Consider the following 16791-nt stretch of genomic DNA (forward strand, 5'->3'; position numbering starts at 1 on the left):
ACGTTTTCATTTGAAGGAGTGTTTACACATTGAATTACACCAGTCCGGCAGCCAGCCTGCTTGAAACCATCCAATGGTTCGTCTTCATGCTTGCCAATGCGGTTGCGCTGCCGATTGTGATCGGATCGATTTATCAATTAGACTACATAGAAACCGCCGGATTGATCCAGCGGACCTTCTTTACCGTTGGGATCGCTTCCATGCTTCAAGGTATGTTCGGGCACCGGTTACCGATCATGGAAATTCCCGCAGGCATCTGGGTCAGTGTCTTTACCGTCATGGCGATGACCGGTGCAGAAACAGGGGGCAGTTATACAGGAACGCTCCAGGCTTTGGAAATGACGATGCTCATGACAGGTGGATTTTTGTTTCTGTTCGGGGCATTTAAGGTGTCTCAGAAAATCCTGCCGATCTTCACCCCTCTTGTGACAGGGGCATTTTTCCTGTTCTTAACTGTACAGCTGAGTGGAACGCTGCTGAAAGGGATGCTCGGAATTCAAAGCGGCAGCGGAACCATTCAGGGAACGACCGCGGTCATTGCGTTTCTGACGTTTTTTATTGTGCTCGGGTTATCGACATTTGCCAGAGGATGGCTGAGCAGCTATGCCGTTTTCATCGGTATTGTGATCGGCTGGGTCATTCACCGCCTGATTCTCGGCGGGCAGAAGGCGGAAGCGGAGATGCCTTTGTTTTCACTTCCCGAACTCTTTGCTTTCGGCGCTCCGACACTGGATTGGAGCCTGCTGCCGATGGCGTTCATCACAGCGGTCATTTCCATTTCCAATATCGTCGCTTCCATTACAGCGGTGAAACAGACCCTGGGGGAAGGGAAAGAAAATCAGGGCCTGCAGGTGGACAAAGGAACAATGTTTTCCGGATTGAACACGATGATGGCCGGCGGCATGGCAACCGTCGCCAACGTGCCGGGGGCTACGTCAGCAGGATTCATTGCCATTACCGGCCAGAAACGAAAGAATCCGTTCATCTACGCTGCGGTTCTGCTGCTTTTCACAGCCTTTTTCCCACCGGTGACACGGGTGATTTCAAGCATCCCCTCCTCTGTTGCCAACGCGGCGCTTATGGCGACATTTGTACAGCTTGTCGGGATTGCCATCAACAACTTTACACTCGAACCTTTGGACTCAAGAAAGATCACCATCGTCGGCATTGCCTATCTCTTCGGGATGGGGACGATGTTTCTGCCGGCGGAAGTATTTTCTGCGATGCCGGCCCTTGTGCAGAATTTAATGAGCAACGGCCTGCTCGTCGGTACCGCCCTTGTCATTGCCATGGAGCAGCTGTGGCGTCCTAAGAACTAACCGCTATCCTTCTGCCTGATGGTAGAAGGATACTTTTTTATGGATCCTCCTCCTCGTGAAACGTATAAAAGAGCCGCATCGTATGGAATAGCAGTCATATGAATAGGGAGCGGATCGTTCATGTTTATTTTCACACTGTTGTCCGGGTTGTGTTTACTCTTTTTCCCTTTACAAGGGATAAGAGATTTCAAATCGGAACAATGGTCGTACAAAATCACCCGGATGATTTTTATCACTTTGGCTCTATTACTCATTACAGCAGGTATCATTGGGATTATAGACTTTGTTCATAACCCCAGGGGTACCTTTTAACGAAACAAAAGGACCACTCATGTAAAACCCTGAGTTATTCTGCACCTCCAAAATCGACGTACGAACGTGACTTGAACCTTATTTAAGCTTCTAAGGTGAACCCTGGTCTGCTTGTTCAAAACCTATCGCGAGAGCTCTTATTAAATGAAAGCCATGTGACAAAAGTGTCACTTCCACCTCCGATTTTGTTAGCTGAATCGAAGGAAACACGTTCCAGACCCACGTACAATAAAGTCAGATAGCAAAGGAGGTCAAACGATGAGTTTATTAGAAGCAAGAAAAATCCATAAGAGCTATGGAAACAAATTTATGAAGCAGCACGTGCTGGAGGGAATTGATGTCACGATTGATAAAGGAGAGTTCGTCGCCATCATGGGGGCATCCGGATCAGGCAAAACGACGCTGTTGAACGTCCTCTCTTCTATTGACCGGGTCAGCCACGGGTCGATTACCATTAACGGTCAGGAAATTACCAGGCAGAAGGATAAACAGCTGGCGGAGTTCAGGAAGCACCACCTCGGTTTCATTTTTCAGGAATATAACCTGCTGGATACGCTGACCGTGAAGGAAAACATTCTCCTTCCCCTTTCCATTTCCAAAACGGACCGCAAAGAGGCACAGCGGAAATTCAACGCTCTTGCCGAGGAACTTGGCATTACGGATGTCCAAAACAAGTACCCGAACGAGATTTCAGGAGGACAGAAACAGCGGACTTCAGCGGCCCGGGCCTTCATCCATGAACCGAATATCATTTTTGCCGATGAGCCGACAGGGGCATTGGACTCCAAGTCCGCATCCGATCTGCTGGGCAAATTGAGCGGCTTGAATGAAACACGGGAAGCCACCATAGCGATGGTCACGCACGACCCGGTAGCTGCGAGCTACAGCAGCCGCGTCATCTTCATCCGTGATGGGCAGATGTATACCCAGTTGAATAAAGGCGGCCAGTCACGGGAGACGTTCCTGAAGGACATCATGAAAACCCAGGGTGTATTGGGTGGTGTGAGCTATGAGCATTAATCAGCTCATTCTGCGTAACTTGAAAAAGAATCTCAAGAACTACTATTTATACGTTTTCGCCCTCGTCTTTTCCGTCGCCCTTTACTTTTCCTTTGTGACCCTGCAGTACGACCCGGCTATGAGTCAGGACGGATCTGTAAAGGGAAGCGCAGGATTGATGGTCGCTTCGGTTCTATTGATTGCCATCGTGGCTGTTTTTCTGCTTTATGCCAATGCTTTATTTGTGAAGCGCCGCAGTAAGGAAATCGGCTTATTCCAGCTGATCGGCATGACGAAGAACCGGATTTTCCGCCTGTTGACCATTGAAAACCTGATCATCTATTTCGGATCGATGGCCGTCGGCATTTTCATCGGATTTGCCGTATCCAAACTGATCCTTATGGGCTTTTTCAAGATTGTGAACGTCGATGAAGTGGCTGACCTGCACTTTTCCATGGCGGCCCTCTTCCAGACACTGATCGTATTTGCCGGCATTTTCCTGCTGATCATGGGGACGATGTACATTTTCATCCGGAAACAGTCGATCCTCTCCCTCTTCCGTGTCACCTCAAGCACCCAGGGAAAGGTGAAGAAACTCTCCCTGTGGGAACACATCATGGGAGTGCTCGGCATTGTCATGATTGCCATGGGTTATTACGTATCCACCCAGCTGTTTGAAGGAGAGATTACATCAATCAACGGGCTGTTTGCCGCAATGACGTTCATCCTGGCGTCCACGATCATCGGAACATATTTTTTCTACAAAGGTTCTGTCCGTTTTGTCAGCAACCTGCTCAGAAAACGAAAAGCCGGCTATATGAACATCAACGAAGTGCTCTCGCTCTCTTCGATGATGTTCCGGATGAAATCCAATGCCTTCCTGCTCACCGTAATTACGACCGTTTCCGCCCTTTCTATAGCACTGCTGGCGCTGAGCTACATTTCCCTGTACTCAGCCGAGAGCCTGGCGGAAAACAATGCTCCTGATGATTTTGCTATTACCAATGAAGAAAAAGCGATGGCCTTTTCCGATACACTGGAGGAAGAAGGCTTCGAGCATTCCTACAGACAGGTGGAGGTGCTGCAGGCGAAGTTCAATGTGGAGGACATTCTGGATGTAGACCTCGAGGATATGAATTTCAATGTAGAAAATACGACCATTCCTATCATCAGTGAAACCGCCGTGCCGGAGCTCGACTTGGATAGAGAAAGCATGATCATGACCGGCTACAACGATATTATGCAGTCCTACATTTCGTTAAAAGGCGATGGGAAAGTGGAATGGCTGTCTGAGAATGACTCCGTGGATCTTTCCTATCAAGGACTGCGGGAAGACTATGTGATTTCCTCCTATTATACCGCCGGCGGTCTGCCGATCGGCGTCGTGTCCGAAGAGCAGTTTATGGACATGAAAGAACAACTGGAACCTTCGATCTACACCGGGATCAACCTGGAGGATGACAGCAGGAACGAAGCGGCTTTTCAATTGTTTGAGGAGGCCGGTTTAACTGAAAGTTTCGAACACCGGTCCCAATGGTACGTGGAAACCTCCCAGAAACAGAACATGGGTGCCGTCATGTTCATCGTGGCCTTTTTAGGGCTCACCTTCCTTATCACCTCCGGCTGCATCCTCTACTTCAAACAGATGGATGAAGGAGAAGACGAGAAGGAAAGCTATACGGTACTGCGGAAGCTCGGCTTTACAAGGGGCGACCTTCTGCGCGGCATTCAGGGCAAACAGCTTTTCAACTTCGGGGTACCACTCCTGATCGGCCTGCTGCACAGCTACTTCGCCGTGAAGTCCGGATGGTTCTTCTTCGGTAATGAAATCTGGACACCGATGCTCATGGTCATGGGAGTCTATACTGCTCTTTACTCCATCTTCGGTCTTCTTTCTGTCTTTTACTACAAAAGGGTGATCAAAGAAGCGCTGTAATTGTCGAGCGGCTCTTTTCCTCCCAGCAGGGACGGTCTGGTATAGTAAAGGCATGAGGTGAAACTATGAATTCGAAACATATACTCGAACAAATGAAACAACACCAGCCTTCTGTGCTTGGTCACGAGCAGTTCCGTAAATTCTCTGTCCTTCTGCCGCTCCTGGAAAAGGATGGAGACATCCACGTTCTGTTCGAGGTGCGTGCCAATACACTAAGACGTCAGCCCGGGGAAATCTGTTTCCCCGGCGGGAAAATCGATCCGGATGATCCTTCAGCACGTCAAGCCGCTATCCGGGAAACGGAGGAAGAGCTCGGCATCGGACGCGGACAGCTGTCCGACATCTATCCGCTCGACTATCTCGTCTCCCCTTTCGGAATGATCGTCTATGCTTTTGCAGGATACTTGAATACCGACGAAAGTGCATTTGAAAGAAATCCGGATGAAGTGAAGGAGCTGTTTACCGTTCCGCTTTCCTTCTTTATGGACCAGGAACCGGACATCCATTACGTCCATTTTGAAGCCCAGCCGGCGGAAAACTTTCCTTACGAGCTCATCCCGGGCGGCGAAAACTACAACTGGCGCACCCGTCAGATGGAAGAATATTTTTATCAATATGGAGATAAAGTGATCTGGGGGATGACCGCAAGGATCCTTGCCCACTTTGTCGACGTATTGAAAAAGGAACAGTAAATTCAAAAGAAAAAAGCCTGTCCCGTGCTTAAGGTTTGAGCACGGGACAGGCTTTCTATGTATTTCTTCTGCCATATACGTTGTGATTTACAAGCTGATTTCACGGGCCTGACGTATTACGGTAAAGCATCAAAAAAGGACCGGCCTTCTTCTACTGACTCCCGGAACATGAAGAGAATAAAAACCAGTAGAATGAATAGAAAGGTGATCGATCCCCATTTCACTATATTCCCCCACCTCTTTGATAACATTCCGGTACTTTTAATACCAAGACGTTTATAAACACCCTCCGTAAGCAGGATGAAAGGAAAGGCTGCGATGATTGAAATGAGGAGCCCAAACATCTTTTTCAATTCCTTTTCTACAAAAAGCGTGCCGTTGTGGGATACATTCTCAGCTGGAAGAGGGGCTGTTTCCACGACCTTTCCCCTCCAATTATATTTTTCAACGGTCTCCCCCTCCATCCCTACACCAAACGGAACGTGATAAGAACTATATTCAAGCGTGAACTGGATGCCGTAGATCATAAGAACAAGTATCAGAGGAACCAGCCAGGGAATCAAACGTTTCATACATGTCCATCCTCCTTTTCCATAATCAGGATAACATTCAACTTCTTATTTTTACCATAATATAAACAGATAAATAGATATTGGAATTTCCTGTAATCCTATAGGAACTGGAGGCGATGATAGGACGGAAGAAGAGAGGTGGAAGGAAATTAAACGTCTGCGCACCGATGAAAAAAGGCAGAGTGTGCCACTGAAAGCATTGACCGGAAAAGCCCTCTATGAAACACCAACGGGGACGGCCCCATCATCCTTAACGTTGATGATCCAGAACAGCAAAAATTATGGAGCCTGGAGCAGCTGAAATATAAAAACGCTGCAACTTACGCAGCGTCTCCAATTACTAAGAGATTCTTATAATTTTCCTGTATGAATCCGATGATGGTTCCCAGCGTCTGTCCTTTAAAAGCATCCGGAACCGATTCACCGTTCGGATCAGCATAATAAAAAGCGTCTTTTTCTTCGCTGTAGGAGAATCCCAGCTTGGTCAAACGATTGTTCAATTCTTCCGGATTTTCTTCAAGTCCCGTCTGCTGCTTGAAGTACTCTGTCGGATATATCCATACATCAACGTCATCACTGCCGGTCTCTACAATGAATAAGTCCGTGTCATACTGGGAAATCCACTGATTTTTTGAGAAAAGGGCTACACCTGATCCTTCCAGTCCTGCGATTCCTACTAAGTTCACTCCAAAAATTTCATTGATCATTGTATACCGTTCTTCAGCGGTCAGGCGTTTTTTGAAGGACGACCAGTACAGTTCCATGACGCGGACTTTGGAAAATTGACCGATTTCTTCATCACTCAACGGTTTAGGAGAAGCCTCCCGGACGCGTTCAAGGACATGGTCTGAATACGTGCCTGCCTGCTTTCCAGCTCCAAGGTCGGAAATGGCTTGAAGATCAATACTGAACACAGCATCGACCACCCTGATCAATGTATAAGGCGTAACCCGCCGGTTGTTTCGATCCAGATAATGATCCATAATGTCCGCCTTGGTCATCGTTTCAATCGAGGATTCTGCCTCATGAAACGAATCCGTGCCCTTCGATTCCTTTCTCCTATCCTTATAAACGGTAGACATAATCGGATCGCTGTACTTCCATTCCTCTGCGTCAAGATTCTGTTTCCAGCTCTTCGCCTCAACCTCTTGAGGAACTGCAGCCGATACTCCTGCCGTGAACAAAGTGAACGCCGTCAAAATTACCGCAGACTTCTGCATCCATTTTTTACGAAAACGCTCCATTTCTTCCTCTCCTCTATCGTGTGTCTGCCACCTTCCCAGGCTGGACACATCAAAAATATGGATGATGTACTCTCCCGTTGAGTGGTCTATTTTAACTATACCCGATGTTGTCGAATAAGGACACATCCAGCCGATTAAAAGTGTGAGGATCCCTTCTGCACAGGGTACACTAGGAGAAAAAAGGGAGAGAATGAGCATGAGCACCTATTCGATTGTCTGGTTCCGGAACGACCTCCGGGTTCACGACCATAAACCGCTGACGAGGGCTGTTATGGCAGGGTATCCAGTCATCGCGCTTTATATTTTCGATCCTTATGAATACAGGGATCTTTCCTATGGTTTTAAAAAAACCGGGAGACACCGGGCACAATTTATCCAGGAGAGTCTGGAAGACCTGCGGACGAATCTCGCTGAGCTGAATGTCCCGCTTGTGATTAGGTACAAGGACCCGGTAGATGCTTTCCTCGAGCTCTCCGATTATTTGACTATTAACGGTGTGTACCTTCATGAAGAAATCGCCACGGAAGAGCAGCAGACCGAAAGAGGAGTTCGAAAGGCTCTTCCCGGCGTACCTTTTTACGTTGATCACGGACATAATCTGTTTCCCCCGGAAGACCTGCCGTTTTCCATCAAGGACGTCCCGGATACGTTTTCCCAGTTTAGAAAAAGGATCGAAAAAATTGGCATGATGCCTCCTCAAGCACTCGCTCCACCTCAAACGGCTGTAAAAGCGGAGCTTCCAAACAAGCTGGAGGAAGGAAAGATTCGGGGCGCAGCTGTCTCAGGCCGGGAGGTACAACGGGAAGAAGCTCGTTACCGCGGAGGATCGACAGCGGCTAAACGACGGCTCCGCGATTACATCTTCACCAAGGACCGCCTCCGTATTTATAAGGAAACGAGAAACGGGATGCTGTTGGAGGACGATTCCTCCAAATTTTCTCCTTACCTGGCCAACGGCAATCTGTCCCCGCGCGTCGTGTATGAACAGATCCAGCACTATGAGAGAGCCTATACGAAGAACGAATCGACCTACATGCTTTATTTCGAACTGCTGTGGCGGGACTACTTCCACCTCGTTCACCGAAAATACGGGGACCGCTTTTTTTACAAAACGGGGCTGACTGGCTTGGAGATCCCCTGGAAAACAAGCGATGAACACCTGCAGGCGTGGATGGATGGACGCACTGGTTATCCGCTCGTCGATGCAGGCATGCGTGAGTTAAAACAGACCGGGTTCATGTCCAACCGGGCGCGTCAGAACGTGGCCAGCTTTTTCACGAAAAACCTGGGGCTGGACTGGCGGATCGGGGCCGCCTGGTTTGAATCCCAGCTCGTCGATTATGATGTAAGCAGCAACTACGGCAACTGGCTGTATACGGCCGGAGTCGGAAATGATGCTGTTTCCTTCCGGGCCTTTAACGTGGAAAAACAGGCAGAGGATTATGATCCTGATGGTGATTACCTGCGCTGTTGGCTTCCAGAGCTCCGCGAACTGCCTGTACCCTGGATCTTTAAGCCTAGGGAAATGGGGATGATTGAGCAGGAGCAGTATGGGGTTCATCTCGGAGAGGACTACCCGTTTCCGATCATTGACTTATACGAATCGATGCGGGAGATGAAGACCGCTTTTGAAGAAGCGTCAAAATAGAGAAAAGCCGCTGACACCTTCCTGTCAGCGGCTTTTTCTCAATTCTGTTTCGTTTTCCGTTTCTTCCGCATATAAAAGAGGACAGCTCCGATGATCAGGAGAGCTGCGACAGCGGTTATGATGATGTTCCGGATGTTCGGCACAGCGATTTCCACCATCATGTTCGTCGTACCGGCGGTCTGAATATCCCACTGCAGCTCATTTCCATCCACCCGGTCGGCGTTGTGGTCTTCCGGGGCGATCGGAAGGTCAAGGGTGAATGTCAAATCCAGCTGGTCCGAAACCATCTGCTGCATACCACCCATGATCCCGCTGTTTTTAAGATCCATTTCAGCTTCGACCTGATATGTAGTCGTAAACCACCCGGGCTCCTCCGACCATTCTACAGGAAGACCTTCCATCACATCCCCGATTCCAGCGGCTGCCGGCTGTTCCAGCTGATCCGGAACCTGGATCTCCTCAACATTGTCAAACGCCTTTCCGGCTGTAAACCCGACATAGCCGTCTTCCTCGTAGGGGTCCACTTGATAGCCGCGGGATTCCAGGTCCTGCTCCGCTTCATCAATCACGCCCTGCATCCGGTCCATGAACAAACCCGCCTCTTCCTCATTCACCCCAATCTGCACCCGGGCATCTCCACTCTTGTCCTTATTAACGGTAAGCTTCACATCTCCCTGTACACAACCGCTTATGAAAAGCAGACTGACTAAAAGCAGCATGCCCAGCCTTTTTCTCATTATCCTTCTCCCCTTTCCCAGAAACACTGCTGGATATAGGCTCCAATCTCCTTCTGACTCTCTCGTGTCCCATAACGTCCGTGGTGTGTACCGAGCTCATCCCTCCGGCTGCCAAGGGCCAGGAACGGCTCGGACGGCTTAAAATCAAGACCAATGACAGGAACACCGAGGGCGTGATGGGTGCCGATATGAAAACGCGCCGCTGGATATTTCCCCACTTTCCGTGTGCAATCGTACGTCACGGGGTAAACGTCGGCAAACCTTTTCCTGTGCTCTTTCCCAAGGAGCAGAATACAGGAAGGCTGTAAATAATCCAGCGTCTTGTCCAGCATATCCGTCACTTCAGGAAGCCGCAGCCATTCTTCTTTTCTTTTTATTTTACCCATAAAACGGAGCGTGGGAAAAGGAAATGCATCCACATGCATGAGGGGTGGATCACTTTCATAAAAAGAGGCGCCGATTCCATTCATAAAGCCTTCGAGCTTCGATCCGCCCGCTCTGCCGAACCAGCGGGTATAGGCTTCTCCTCCCTTGAAATAGGTCTCGTATTTGTTGATGACGGCTGTCTGCTGAACAGCCTCTTTTTGAAAGGATGCGAGCAGATCCGCGCTCTGCGGACCAAACGGCTCCGCCGTCGTCTGCCAAACAGCCTGCTCGTTTAAAAAGTACCGGGATGTCGGATTTGTCCCGATGGTGACAATCGGACGGTACCGCTTCTGCCCGAGCCATAAAACGGGGACCGACCGGTGGACCAACTCCTGCCGGATATCCGACTGTCCCAGTTTCACTTGAATATCCACCGCCTGCCGAAGCAGCTGACGGCCTTCATATCCATCATCAGTCATCGATCTCCCTCCTCTCCCTTCCTTTCCCGTCACGTCCACGAATTAACAGCGTAGAGCACGTTTCATTGGGAGACGATAAAGAAAGGAGGGATCTTAGAATGGATGGACAACCGTTAACCATTGAACATTTCAACGAACGCTTCCAGCGATGGAGCGGTGCAGATATTATCATTACGAAGCATGAGCTGAATGATGAGGACACCACCGTCATGCATCTCGATCACATCGCCTATGGAACAGACACCACCCGGCTGGATGAGTACCTGCCGATGCATTCCCTGTTCCTATACGGCGAAGGCGAAGCAGAAATCGGACCTCAGCAGATGGAGCCTCTTCCGGCACCTTATTATGAAATCCCCCTGCAGGATACGACGCAGTATATCTACAGCAGGGACGCCTTCGTGTTAATGACAGACCGGGCGACCTACACGATCGAGAAACGATGAAAGCCCCGGCAGCCCGGGGCTTTTTTACTGAACAAAAATAAAATCAGGGAAGATCCCTGCCGTTAAAATTTATACCCGAACACCACGACATCCACAGCATTCAGTCCCGACCCTTCATCCGCTTCTGTCTTTATCGTCAATCCTGTTCCCGGTACGTTGAACACCCGTGTAAACTGCTGGCCCGGGATGACCCGGAAGGAATCCAGCAGAAGAAAATTCACACCTTCGACTTTCATGATCAATTTGAACGTGACCGGCCCCTCCGAAACCACCCGGTTGCCGCCGGCGACCCGGATCGAGTAGAATGGGCGGACATCAATACCGCCTCGAAGATCTTTGGTCACATCCACGGTCGCTCCTGATTCAACCGTCTGACCTCCCGGTTCTGTCATAAAAATAAGGTTATTCCCGCGTGAAACATCTTCAGCCACCTCTACCACTCCTCCCCTCCTCTATCCTATGAAGACGGCTGGTGTTTAGGGAGTGGAAATCGCACCTTTCCGCCTTCTTTCTCCCTCCCGGCTCCTACCACCCGCAGCCTTCCCCTTTTCACCGACTTTCTACCTGTTCCGAATGCACCTTGTAAGTTTTCCCAGGATTCGTACGATAGAAGTGGTGGACACGCCAGGAATCAACCTCACGACCTCCTCAAATCCCATTATGAAGGAGAATGTACATGGTGTTACTGACCAAAGGTTTCTTCGCCTGCGCCATCCTGCTTTTCTTTTTTCCCATTACAAGCTACGCCGGCTCTATTAAGGACGGAGCATCCGGGAACCCCGGGGAATGGTATATCGGAGACCTTCCCGGCTCTGTAACCGAAGAGAAACGCCCCATTCTGTTCATCCACGGCCTCAACAGCTCCTCAGAAACGTGGTACGGGGATAATGATATGTATGACACCGCTCTTGAAAACGGCTACGAAACAGCCTTTATCGACTTGTACCCGACCAAGAATATGTGGGACAACGGAGAACTGTTAGCCGGAAAGATTGCTGATATGTACAACCATTTTGGTGAAAAAATCGTCATCGTCGCTCACAGTAAAGGAGGCATCGATGCCCAGTCCGCCCTCGTTCACCACGGTGCCTCGACCTATGTGGACCGTGTCATTACGCTTTCCACCCCTCATCACGGCTCACAGCTTGCAGATCTTGCCTACAGCAGCTGGGCGGGATGGCTCGCCGGAATTATCGGCAGTAAAAATGATGCCACGTATTCACTGCAGACCGGATACATGAGTTATTTCCGCTCCATGACCGACAGCAGGCGGGAGATCGGCACGGTCCCTTTTTATACGTTCGGTGGTACGGAATGGGGAAGCTTCGGCAGCTCATTGTACTGGGGAGGGTTGTACTTGAATTCCTACGGCCGGAATGATGGAGCGGTTACAGTGAAAAGCTCCCGCCTCCCTTACGCTCAGGAGCTTCAGGTTGGAAAATGGGACCACTCCGGCATTAAAGAAGGTTCCTCAACCTTCTCCCTTTTCCGTCCTTACTTGAATGAGACCGCTCCGCTGGCGGCATTCGGGCTTGAAACCGCCGCTGCAGCAGAAGAAACCGATCCTGCAGCCGGCCAGTACGTCTCAGGCGGCGAATATACAGGACGAACAAGGGAGACCGTTATTGTTGAACCCGGAGCAGATGCCGTCACCTTCGACTGGATCACCTCCAGTCCAGGTGTGGACTTGAAGCTTGTCTCCCCTGATAAAAAAACCTACAGTGGCTTTCAGGCAGCGAAGGACGAAACCGAGGTGCTCGAGGGGTCGTACCATCACACCCTGCGGATCGATGACCCCGCAGCAGGGAAATGGAGACTGGAAGCCCGGAGTCCAGGCGGAGAATCCTACCTTCTCAACACCTCCTTTGACAGTGAGCTGAACGAAAAGATCAGCGCCACCGTGAACATGGACGAGCTGAAAGTGAAAAACAAAGATGCCCGCCTGAAATATAAGACAGATATGACCATCACCCATTATCAAAACGGACAGGAGAAAGAAACGAAGCTGAGAGTGAAGAAGAACTCCGACGGATCCTACCAGCTTCCGAAGCTTGGAGAAGGGGTCTACAGTCTGACCATTGAAGTCGAAGGGACTTACAAAAAAGCCCCCTTCGCCCGTACGATGATCTCTTCGGTCTACATCGACCACAACGGCAGCGTTTATAGTGAAGACTTTTAACAACAGGAAAAAGCGGCAGGAGAACGTCATATGTTCTCCTGCCGCTTTTATTAGGATTGTTTCTGCAGCGCTTCCTCTATAGGCTCTTTCAATGCGGGCGCAAGGGTTTTGGAGTAAGCTGTACTCAAGTGGTGTTTGTCACGGTATACAATAACATTACCAATGACAGGCTCACACACTTCTTCCCCGCAGAAGTAATCGGACAAATCCACAAACGTGACGTTATCCGGAATGCCTTCCGTGTTTTCCCAAGGGACGACATCAGCTAAGGCTTCGTCTCTGGAAACCGAACATTCCTCGATCGACCCTTTTTCCTCAATGCAAAGCGGCGTATCCTCTTCCATCCGCGGGTTGTCACGGACAGCCATGATGTGGGTCGTTCCTTCGAGTTTCCTCCACTGTTCTATATAGCCGTCCGGCACGGTCGTTCCACTGTTGACAGTGGATGTCGTAAAGACAAGGTCCGGCGGGTCCTCCTGGAGATCCTGAAGCACCTTTTCATTCCAATCCATACACGTTTCGTTTAACAGCCCATCAAAGTCATCATTGGAGAATCGGCAGGCATCTTTATTGTAAAGATCGATTTTCAAATTCAGATCATCAGACAGTTCACTGAGAGCCGGGAACCAGTGACCGGAGTGGGAGCCGCCGACAAGAGCCACCGTATAATCCGGGTCCTCGGTCTCCCCCTTCGAACAAGTTTTCATCCCTTCTTCACTCGTATACATGAAGCATTCCCTGTCTTCATAAAAAGCAGGGAGCTCTTCCTGCACTTCAATGGTCGACGGATAAGGATCCAGTTCATCGGCCTCTACATTATAGAAAACCGCCTGGGCGCCTGGATAATCCCCCGCTTCATAGGCTTTGCCCTGCATCTGACTGACGTAAAAGGTCCAGCCTCCGTTTACGAGAAGGACAGGTACAATCAAAGCGGTGAGTGCTTTCCCGATTTTCACTTTCGATGTTTTCACACTCAAGCTCCTGACAGGGGCTTCAATGTAAGTCACCGACACGTAGGCGAGCACAAGCGCTGTCAAAATAATGACCGCCCCGGCGAGGATGGACGCCTGTCCTGTATCGAACCAGGCAAAATAAAAGATCAGCAGCGGCCAGTGCCACAAATAAAACCCGTAGGAAATGTTTCCGAATTTCAGGAATGGCTTGGATCCTAATAGACGGTCCACGCCGAATCCACCGCTGTTTTCAGCCGATATAATGACAAAAATGACCCCGGAAGCCGGCAGCAGAGCCACCCATCCCGGGAAAACGGTGGAGACCGGGAGCAGAATGCCCGTGAGCGCAATCACAGCCAGCCCCGCCCACCCAAGGATGAGCGATATACTCTTCTTCAGCTGAACATAGGGGAGCAGCAGGGCAACGATGCCGCCGAGACTGAATTCCCACGCCCGGGCAAACGTATCAAAATACGCCCACGGCTGGTTCACAGCGGTTTTGTAGACAGAATAAGAAATAGATAGAACAAATAACGTAATCAACACACCGAGCAGCGTTTTCCGGACCGGTGTCTTCAAGACTTTCTGTGCCAGAAAATAAGCGGCCGTGATGACGATCGGCCAGGTTATGTAAAACTGTCCCTGTACAGATAAGGCCCAGAAATGCTGAAAAGGACTCGCCTGGTTGTTCTGCGCCAGGTAATCAACGGAACTGATGGCCAGCTGCCAGTTCTGGAAATAAAACACCGAAGCGAATCCTTCAGCAATGATCTGCTTCCACTGGGCCTGCGGAAGAATCCAGATCGAACCGACAAGGGTGAAAAACACGGCAAGAAACGCAACCGGAAACAGCCGGCGGCCGAGGCCGAGCAGGTATTCTCCTAAATGGATATTTCCCTGCTTGAGCATTTTGGAAAGCAGGGATGTCGTTATCAAATAACCGGATACGATAAAGAAAACATCGACACCGCCGGAAACCGACCCAAGCCATATGTGATACACCGCCACAAGGAAGGCGGCGACCGCACGCACGCCTTCGATTTCCGGACGGAACCTTTTCTCAGGGGTCCTTAAATCATTCACTCATCACCATCTCCATTTCTCTCTACTTCCTATGTATCCCTTCAGCTTATCGGACCCCTCCAGGACTGTGAACCTATCAGGAGAGATTTTTACTGGATTTGCAGAGTTTTTACAAAAGGAATCAGAGGTTAATCGCCTGCCCTATTGGCAGTTTTTCGTTCAAGGTTCTTTGACATCCACGACAATCCCCCGCCAAGAAGGAAATAATCGCGGACCCTACGCTTTCGGACCGCCTCCTCAGGGAGCCTTGGGAATCTGATCTTTTCTTACGAGCAGAAGCGGGACAGCTTTCCCGTCGGCTCAGTCTTTTCCTACACCCCTCCGGTCTCCCTAATCATCTATAACTCTACCATTTATAATAATAATTGGAATACTTGTGAGAAAATCTTCCAAATGATCTTTCACAATTGTACTTTTACATCAAATCCAAAAAACCACCGGCTCTTCATAAGAGCCGGTGGTTCAATCGAAGTTATTTAATTTTCCCCGGATGGCCGTCCTTGATGACTTTGGTTTTGTCATTCTGGATCGCAAGCTTGATGGTCGGCGCCAGTGTACCACCGAAGTGGGACATCTGATACTCCGGAGTCGTTCCTCCAAGATCTGAGATGTTCTTTCCATCAAGATCATGGAAGTTATAGAAGCTGATCACTTTTCCGTTTGGAAGAACCATCCAGGAGTAGGATTGGTACGCGTGTTCTTCCGGATTGGCCAGAACTAACCCACTGTCGTTCAGCGGCTCATAGCCGGACGTCAGCTCATCGGATGAAAAGCCGTACAGGCCGTCCGGTGCATCGAGGTCCGGTCCGAATTTATGTTCATGCGTATTCGTGAACAGGTAGTATTGATTACCCTTGGTTACGATATGCGGACGCTCAAGCTCCTGGTTGACGTAATTTGCTTCCAGAATTGGTGGTAGAGCTTCATATTCGGTGTAGGAATCGTTCGTTGCTTCAGCAATTCCGATCGCCCCGTTGAATAACTTCGCAAATCCTTCATCTGTAAAGCTGAAATCCTTTTGGAAAGAGCGGCTTCCGATATAGTTCGTATCCAGCGTACGCTCCGCTGGTGTTCCGGCAGAGTTGCCTTCGAACAGGATATAGTCTTTCCCTGTTTTCGGATCTTCAAAGAACCATGGGTCACGGAAGGTGTAGCCGATGTCTCCCTGTGCCGCCTGCTCCTCGGTCTGGTAGTGCTCGCCTTCAGGCTCAAGAATGATCGAGTGATCGAAGTTTTCGAAGGAAATGCCTTCAGAAGATGCGTTCACTTCCCCTTTAGCAAGAGCAAGACGCTGTTCATAGGTGACGCCTTCTTCCCCTTTACGACCTGTAGCTGTATAGAACAGGTTCAATTCCCCGTCTTCAATCATCGCAGAGCCGGCCCACTGCCTTGAACCGTAGGCGCCCGTTGGATCAAAGGCCTCTCCGCCAAGCTTCCAGCTCTTGCCGTCTTTGGAATAGAAGTAGCGGATCGTCGCTACATCATGTCGTTTACCTGGAAGCAGGTCGGACGGAGCCGTCAGGGAGAAAATCACGTAGTAGCCGTTCACTTTGGCGACCGAGCCGTCTTTGTTACGAAGCGGCCATGTATCCCAAACATGAAGTTCTGGAGCCATTTTTTCAAAATCCGGCTCGATATAAGGGGCGGTTGTATCTTTCGTGCGCTCAATCTGTGAGGCATCTTCAATCGTCCAGTTGGAAGTCTGACTGGTTTCTGCAGAAACAGAACTGCCAAATGCCAACGTGGAAACAAGAGCGGTCGTCACTAAAAAGGAACGTTTCATCCATGTATTTGTTTTCATCGTTCTCCTCCTTGTTTATAAACAG

14 protein-coding genes are annotated in these 16791 nt (G+C 49.7%); 7 read left to right on the plus strand and 7 right to left on the minus strand.

Going from position 1 to position 16791, the window contains the following annotated elements; genetic code table 11:
* Positions 1–29 precede the first annotated feature (29 nt).
* The 4 genes from GLV97_RS03375 to GLV97_RS03390 all read left to right on the plus strand — a co-directional run bounded on the left by GLV97_RS03375 (position 30) and on the right by GLV97_RS03390 (position 5258).
* Positions 30–1319, plus strand: a complete 1290-nt coding sequence (locus GLV97_RS03375; protein ID WP_237418549.1) for a purine/pyrimidine permease — start codon at positions 30–32, stop codon at positions 1317–1319.
* Between the two features lie 570 nt (positions 1320–1889).
* A complete protein-coding gene (locus GLV97_RS03380; protein ID WP_160837324.1) occupies positions 1890–2651 on the plus strand; it encodes an ABC transporter ATP-binding protein in 762 nt (253 codons plus the stop codon).
* Complete coding sequence (locus GLV97_RS03385; protein WP_160837326.1) at positions 2641–4566, plus strand: ABC transporter permease; 1926 nt, start codon at positions 2641–2643, stop codon at positions 4564–4566. Before GLV97_RS03380 ends, GLV97_RS03385 begins: the two co-directional genes overlap by 11 nt.
* Before the next feature lie 65 nt (positions 4567–4631).
* Positions 4632–5258 (plus strand): NUDIX hydrolase, encoded by a 627-nt coding sequence (locus GLV97_RS03390; protein ID WP_160837328.1) that lies wholly within the window; start codon positions 4632–4634, stop codon positions 5256–5258.
* Between the two features lie 116 nt (positions 5259–5374).
* Here the strand turns inward: GLV97_RS03390 and GLV97_RS03395 are convergent, their stop codons facing one another.
* Together GLV97_RS03395 and GLV97_RS03400 are read right to left on the minus strand one after the other, a co-directional pair.
* Entirely contained in the window at positions 5375–5830 is a 456-nt protein-coding gene (locus tag GLV97_RS03395; protein WP_160888995.1) for a hypothetical protein, read from the minus strand.
* A gap of 320 nt (positions 5831–6150) precedes the next feature.
* On the minus strand, positions 6151–7074 hold the full coding sequence (locus GLV97_RS03400) for a hypothetical protein (protein ID WP_160888996.1): 924 nt from the start codon (positions 7072–7074) through the stop codon (positions 6151–6153).
* Between the two features lie 196 nt (positions 7075–7270).
* Here GLV97_RS03400 and GLV97_RS03405 point away from each other — a divergent pair, with 196 nt between their 5' ends.
* On the plus strand, positions 7271–8722 hold the full coding sequence (locus tag GLV97_RS03405) for a DASH family cryptochrome (protein ID WP_160888997.1): 1452 nt from the start codon (positions 7271–7273) through the stop codon (positions 8720–8722).
* Between the two features lie 38 nt (positions 8723–8760).
* On the opposite strand, the gene GLV97_RS03410 is transcribed toward GLV97_RS03405, so the two are convergent.
* Both GLV97_RS03410 and GLV97_RS03415 read right to left on the minus strand, forming a co-directional pair.
* Positions 8761–9459 carry an LPXTG cell wall anchor domain-containing protein gene (locus tag GLV97_RS03410; protein WP_160837346.1) on the minus strand — a complete coding sequence of 233 codons (699 nt, stop codon included), beginning with the start codon at positions 9457–9459 and terminating at the stop codon, positions 8761–8763.
* Positions 9459–10304 carry a hypothetical protein gene (locus tag GLV97_RS03415; protein ID WP_160888998.1) on the minus strand — a complete coding sequence of 282 codons (846 nt, stop codon included), beginning with the start codon at positions 10302–10304 and terminating at the stop codon, positions 9459–9461. Before GLV97_RS03415 ends, GLV97_RS03410 begins: the two co-directional genes overlap by 1 nt.
* 98 nt (positions 10305–10402) lie before the next feature.
* Between GLV97_RS03415 and GLV97_RS03420 the strand changes: the two genes are divergently transcribed.
* On the plus strand, positions 10403–10750 hold the full coding sequence (locus tag GLV97_RS03420; protein WP_160837350.1) for a hypothetical protein: 348 nt from the start codon (positions 10403–10405) through the stop codon (positions 10748–10750).
* Positions 10751–10812: 62 nt separating this feature from the next.
* On the opposite strand, the gene GLV97_RS03425 is transcribed toward GLV97_RS03420, so the two are convergent.
* Entirely contained in the window at positions 10813–11190 is a 378-nt protein-coding gene (locus tag GLV97_RS03425) for a hypothetical protein (RefSeq protein ID WP_160888999.1), read from the minus strand.
* Positions 11191–11426: 236 nt separating this feature from the next.
* Between GLV97_RS03425 and GLV97_RS03430 the strand changes: the two genes are divergently transcribed.
* A complete protein-coding gene (locus GLV97_RS03430) occupies positions 11427–12929 on the plus strand; it encodes a lipase family alpha/beta hydrolase (RefSeq protein WP_160889000.1) in 1503 nt (500 codons plus the stop codon).
* A gap of 50 nt (positions 12930–12979) precedes the next feature.
* On the opposite strand, the gene GLV97_RS03435 is transcribed toward GLV97_RS03430, so the two are convergent.
* Entirely contained in the window at positions 12980–14965 is a 1986-nt protein-coding gene (locus tag GLV97_RS03435; protein ID WP_160889001.1) for an SGNH hydrolase domain-containing protein, read from the minus strand.
* 472 nt (positions 14966–15437) lie between these two features.
* Entirely contained in the window at positions 15438–16766 is a 1329-nt protein-coding gene (locus tag GLV97_RS03440; RefSeq protein ID WP_160837358.1) for a glycoside hydrolase family 68 protein, read from the minus strand.
* Positions 16767–16791 lie beyond the last annotated feature (25 nt).

This window comes from Halobacillus litoralis (genome assembly GCF_009856355.1).
GTDB classification, from domain to species: Bacteria; Bacillota; Bacilli; order Bacillales; family Halobacillaceae; genus Halobacillus; species Halobacillus litoralis_B.

Excerpts from the sequence above, each read along its gene's own strand:
- GLV97_RS03400 (WP_160888996.1), bottom strand. The coding sequence starts at position 7,074 with ATGGAGCGTTTTCGTAAAAAATGGATGCAGAAGTCTGCGGTAATTTTG.
- GLV97_RS03430 (WP_160889000.1), top strand. The coding sequence starts at position 11,427 with ATGGTGTTACTGACCAAAGGTTTCTTCGCCTGCGCCATCCTGCTTTTC.
- GLV97_RS03415 (WP_160888998.1), bottom strand. The coding sequence starts at position 10,304 with ATGACTGATGATGGATATGAAGGCCGTCAGCTGCTTCGGCAGGCGGTG.
- GLV97_RS03440 (WP_160837358.1), bottom strand. The coding sequence starts at position 16,766 with ATGAAAACAAATACATGGATGAAACGTTCCTTTTTAGTGACGACCGCT.
- GLV97_RS03380 (WP_160837324.1), top strand. The coding sequence starts at position 1,890 with ATGAGTTTATTAGAAGCAAGAAAAATCCATAAGAGCTATGGAAACAAA.
- GLV97_RS03420 (WP_160837350.1), top strand. The coding sequence starts at position 10,403 with ATGGATGGACAACCGTTAACCATTGAACATTTCAACGAACGCTTCCAG.
- GLV97_RS03385 (WP_160837326.1), top strand. The coding sequence starts at position 2,641 with ATGAGCATTAATCAGCTCATTCTGCGTAACTTGAAAAAGAATCTCAAG.
- GLV97_RS03410 (WP_160837346.1), bottom strand. The coding sequence starts at position 9,459 with ATGAGAAAAAGGCTGGGCATGCTGCTTTTAGTCAGTCTGCTTTTCATA.
- GLV97_RS03405 (WP_160888997.1), top strand. The coding sequence starts at position 7,271 with ATGAGCACCTATTCGATTGTCTGGTTCCGGAACGACCTCCGGGTTCAC.
- GLV97_RS03395 (WP_160888995.1), bottom strand. The coding sequence starts at position 5,830 with ATGAAACGTTTGATTCCCTGGCTGGTTCCTCTGATACTTGTTCTTATG.
- GLV97_RS03390 (WP_160837328.1), top strand. The coding sequence starts at position 4,632 with ATGAATTCGAAACATATACTCGAACAAATGAAACAACACCAGCCTTCT.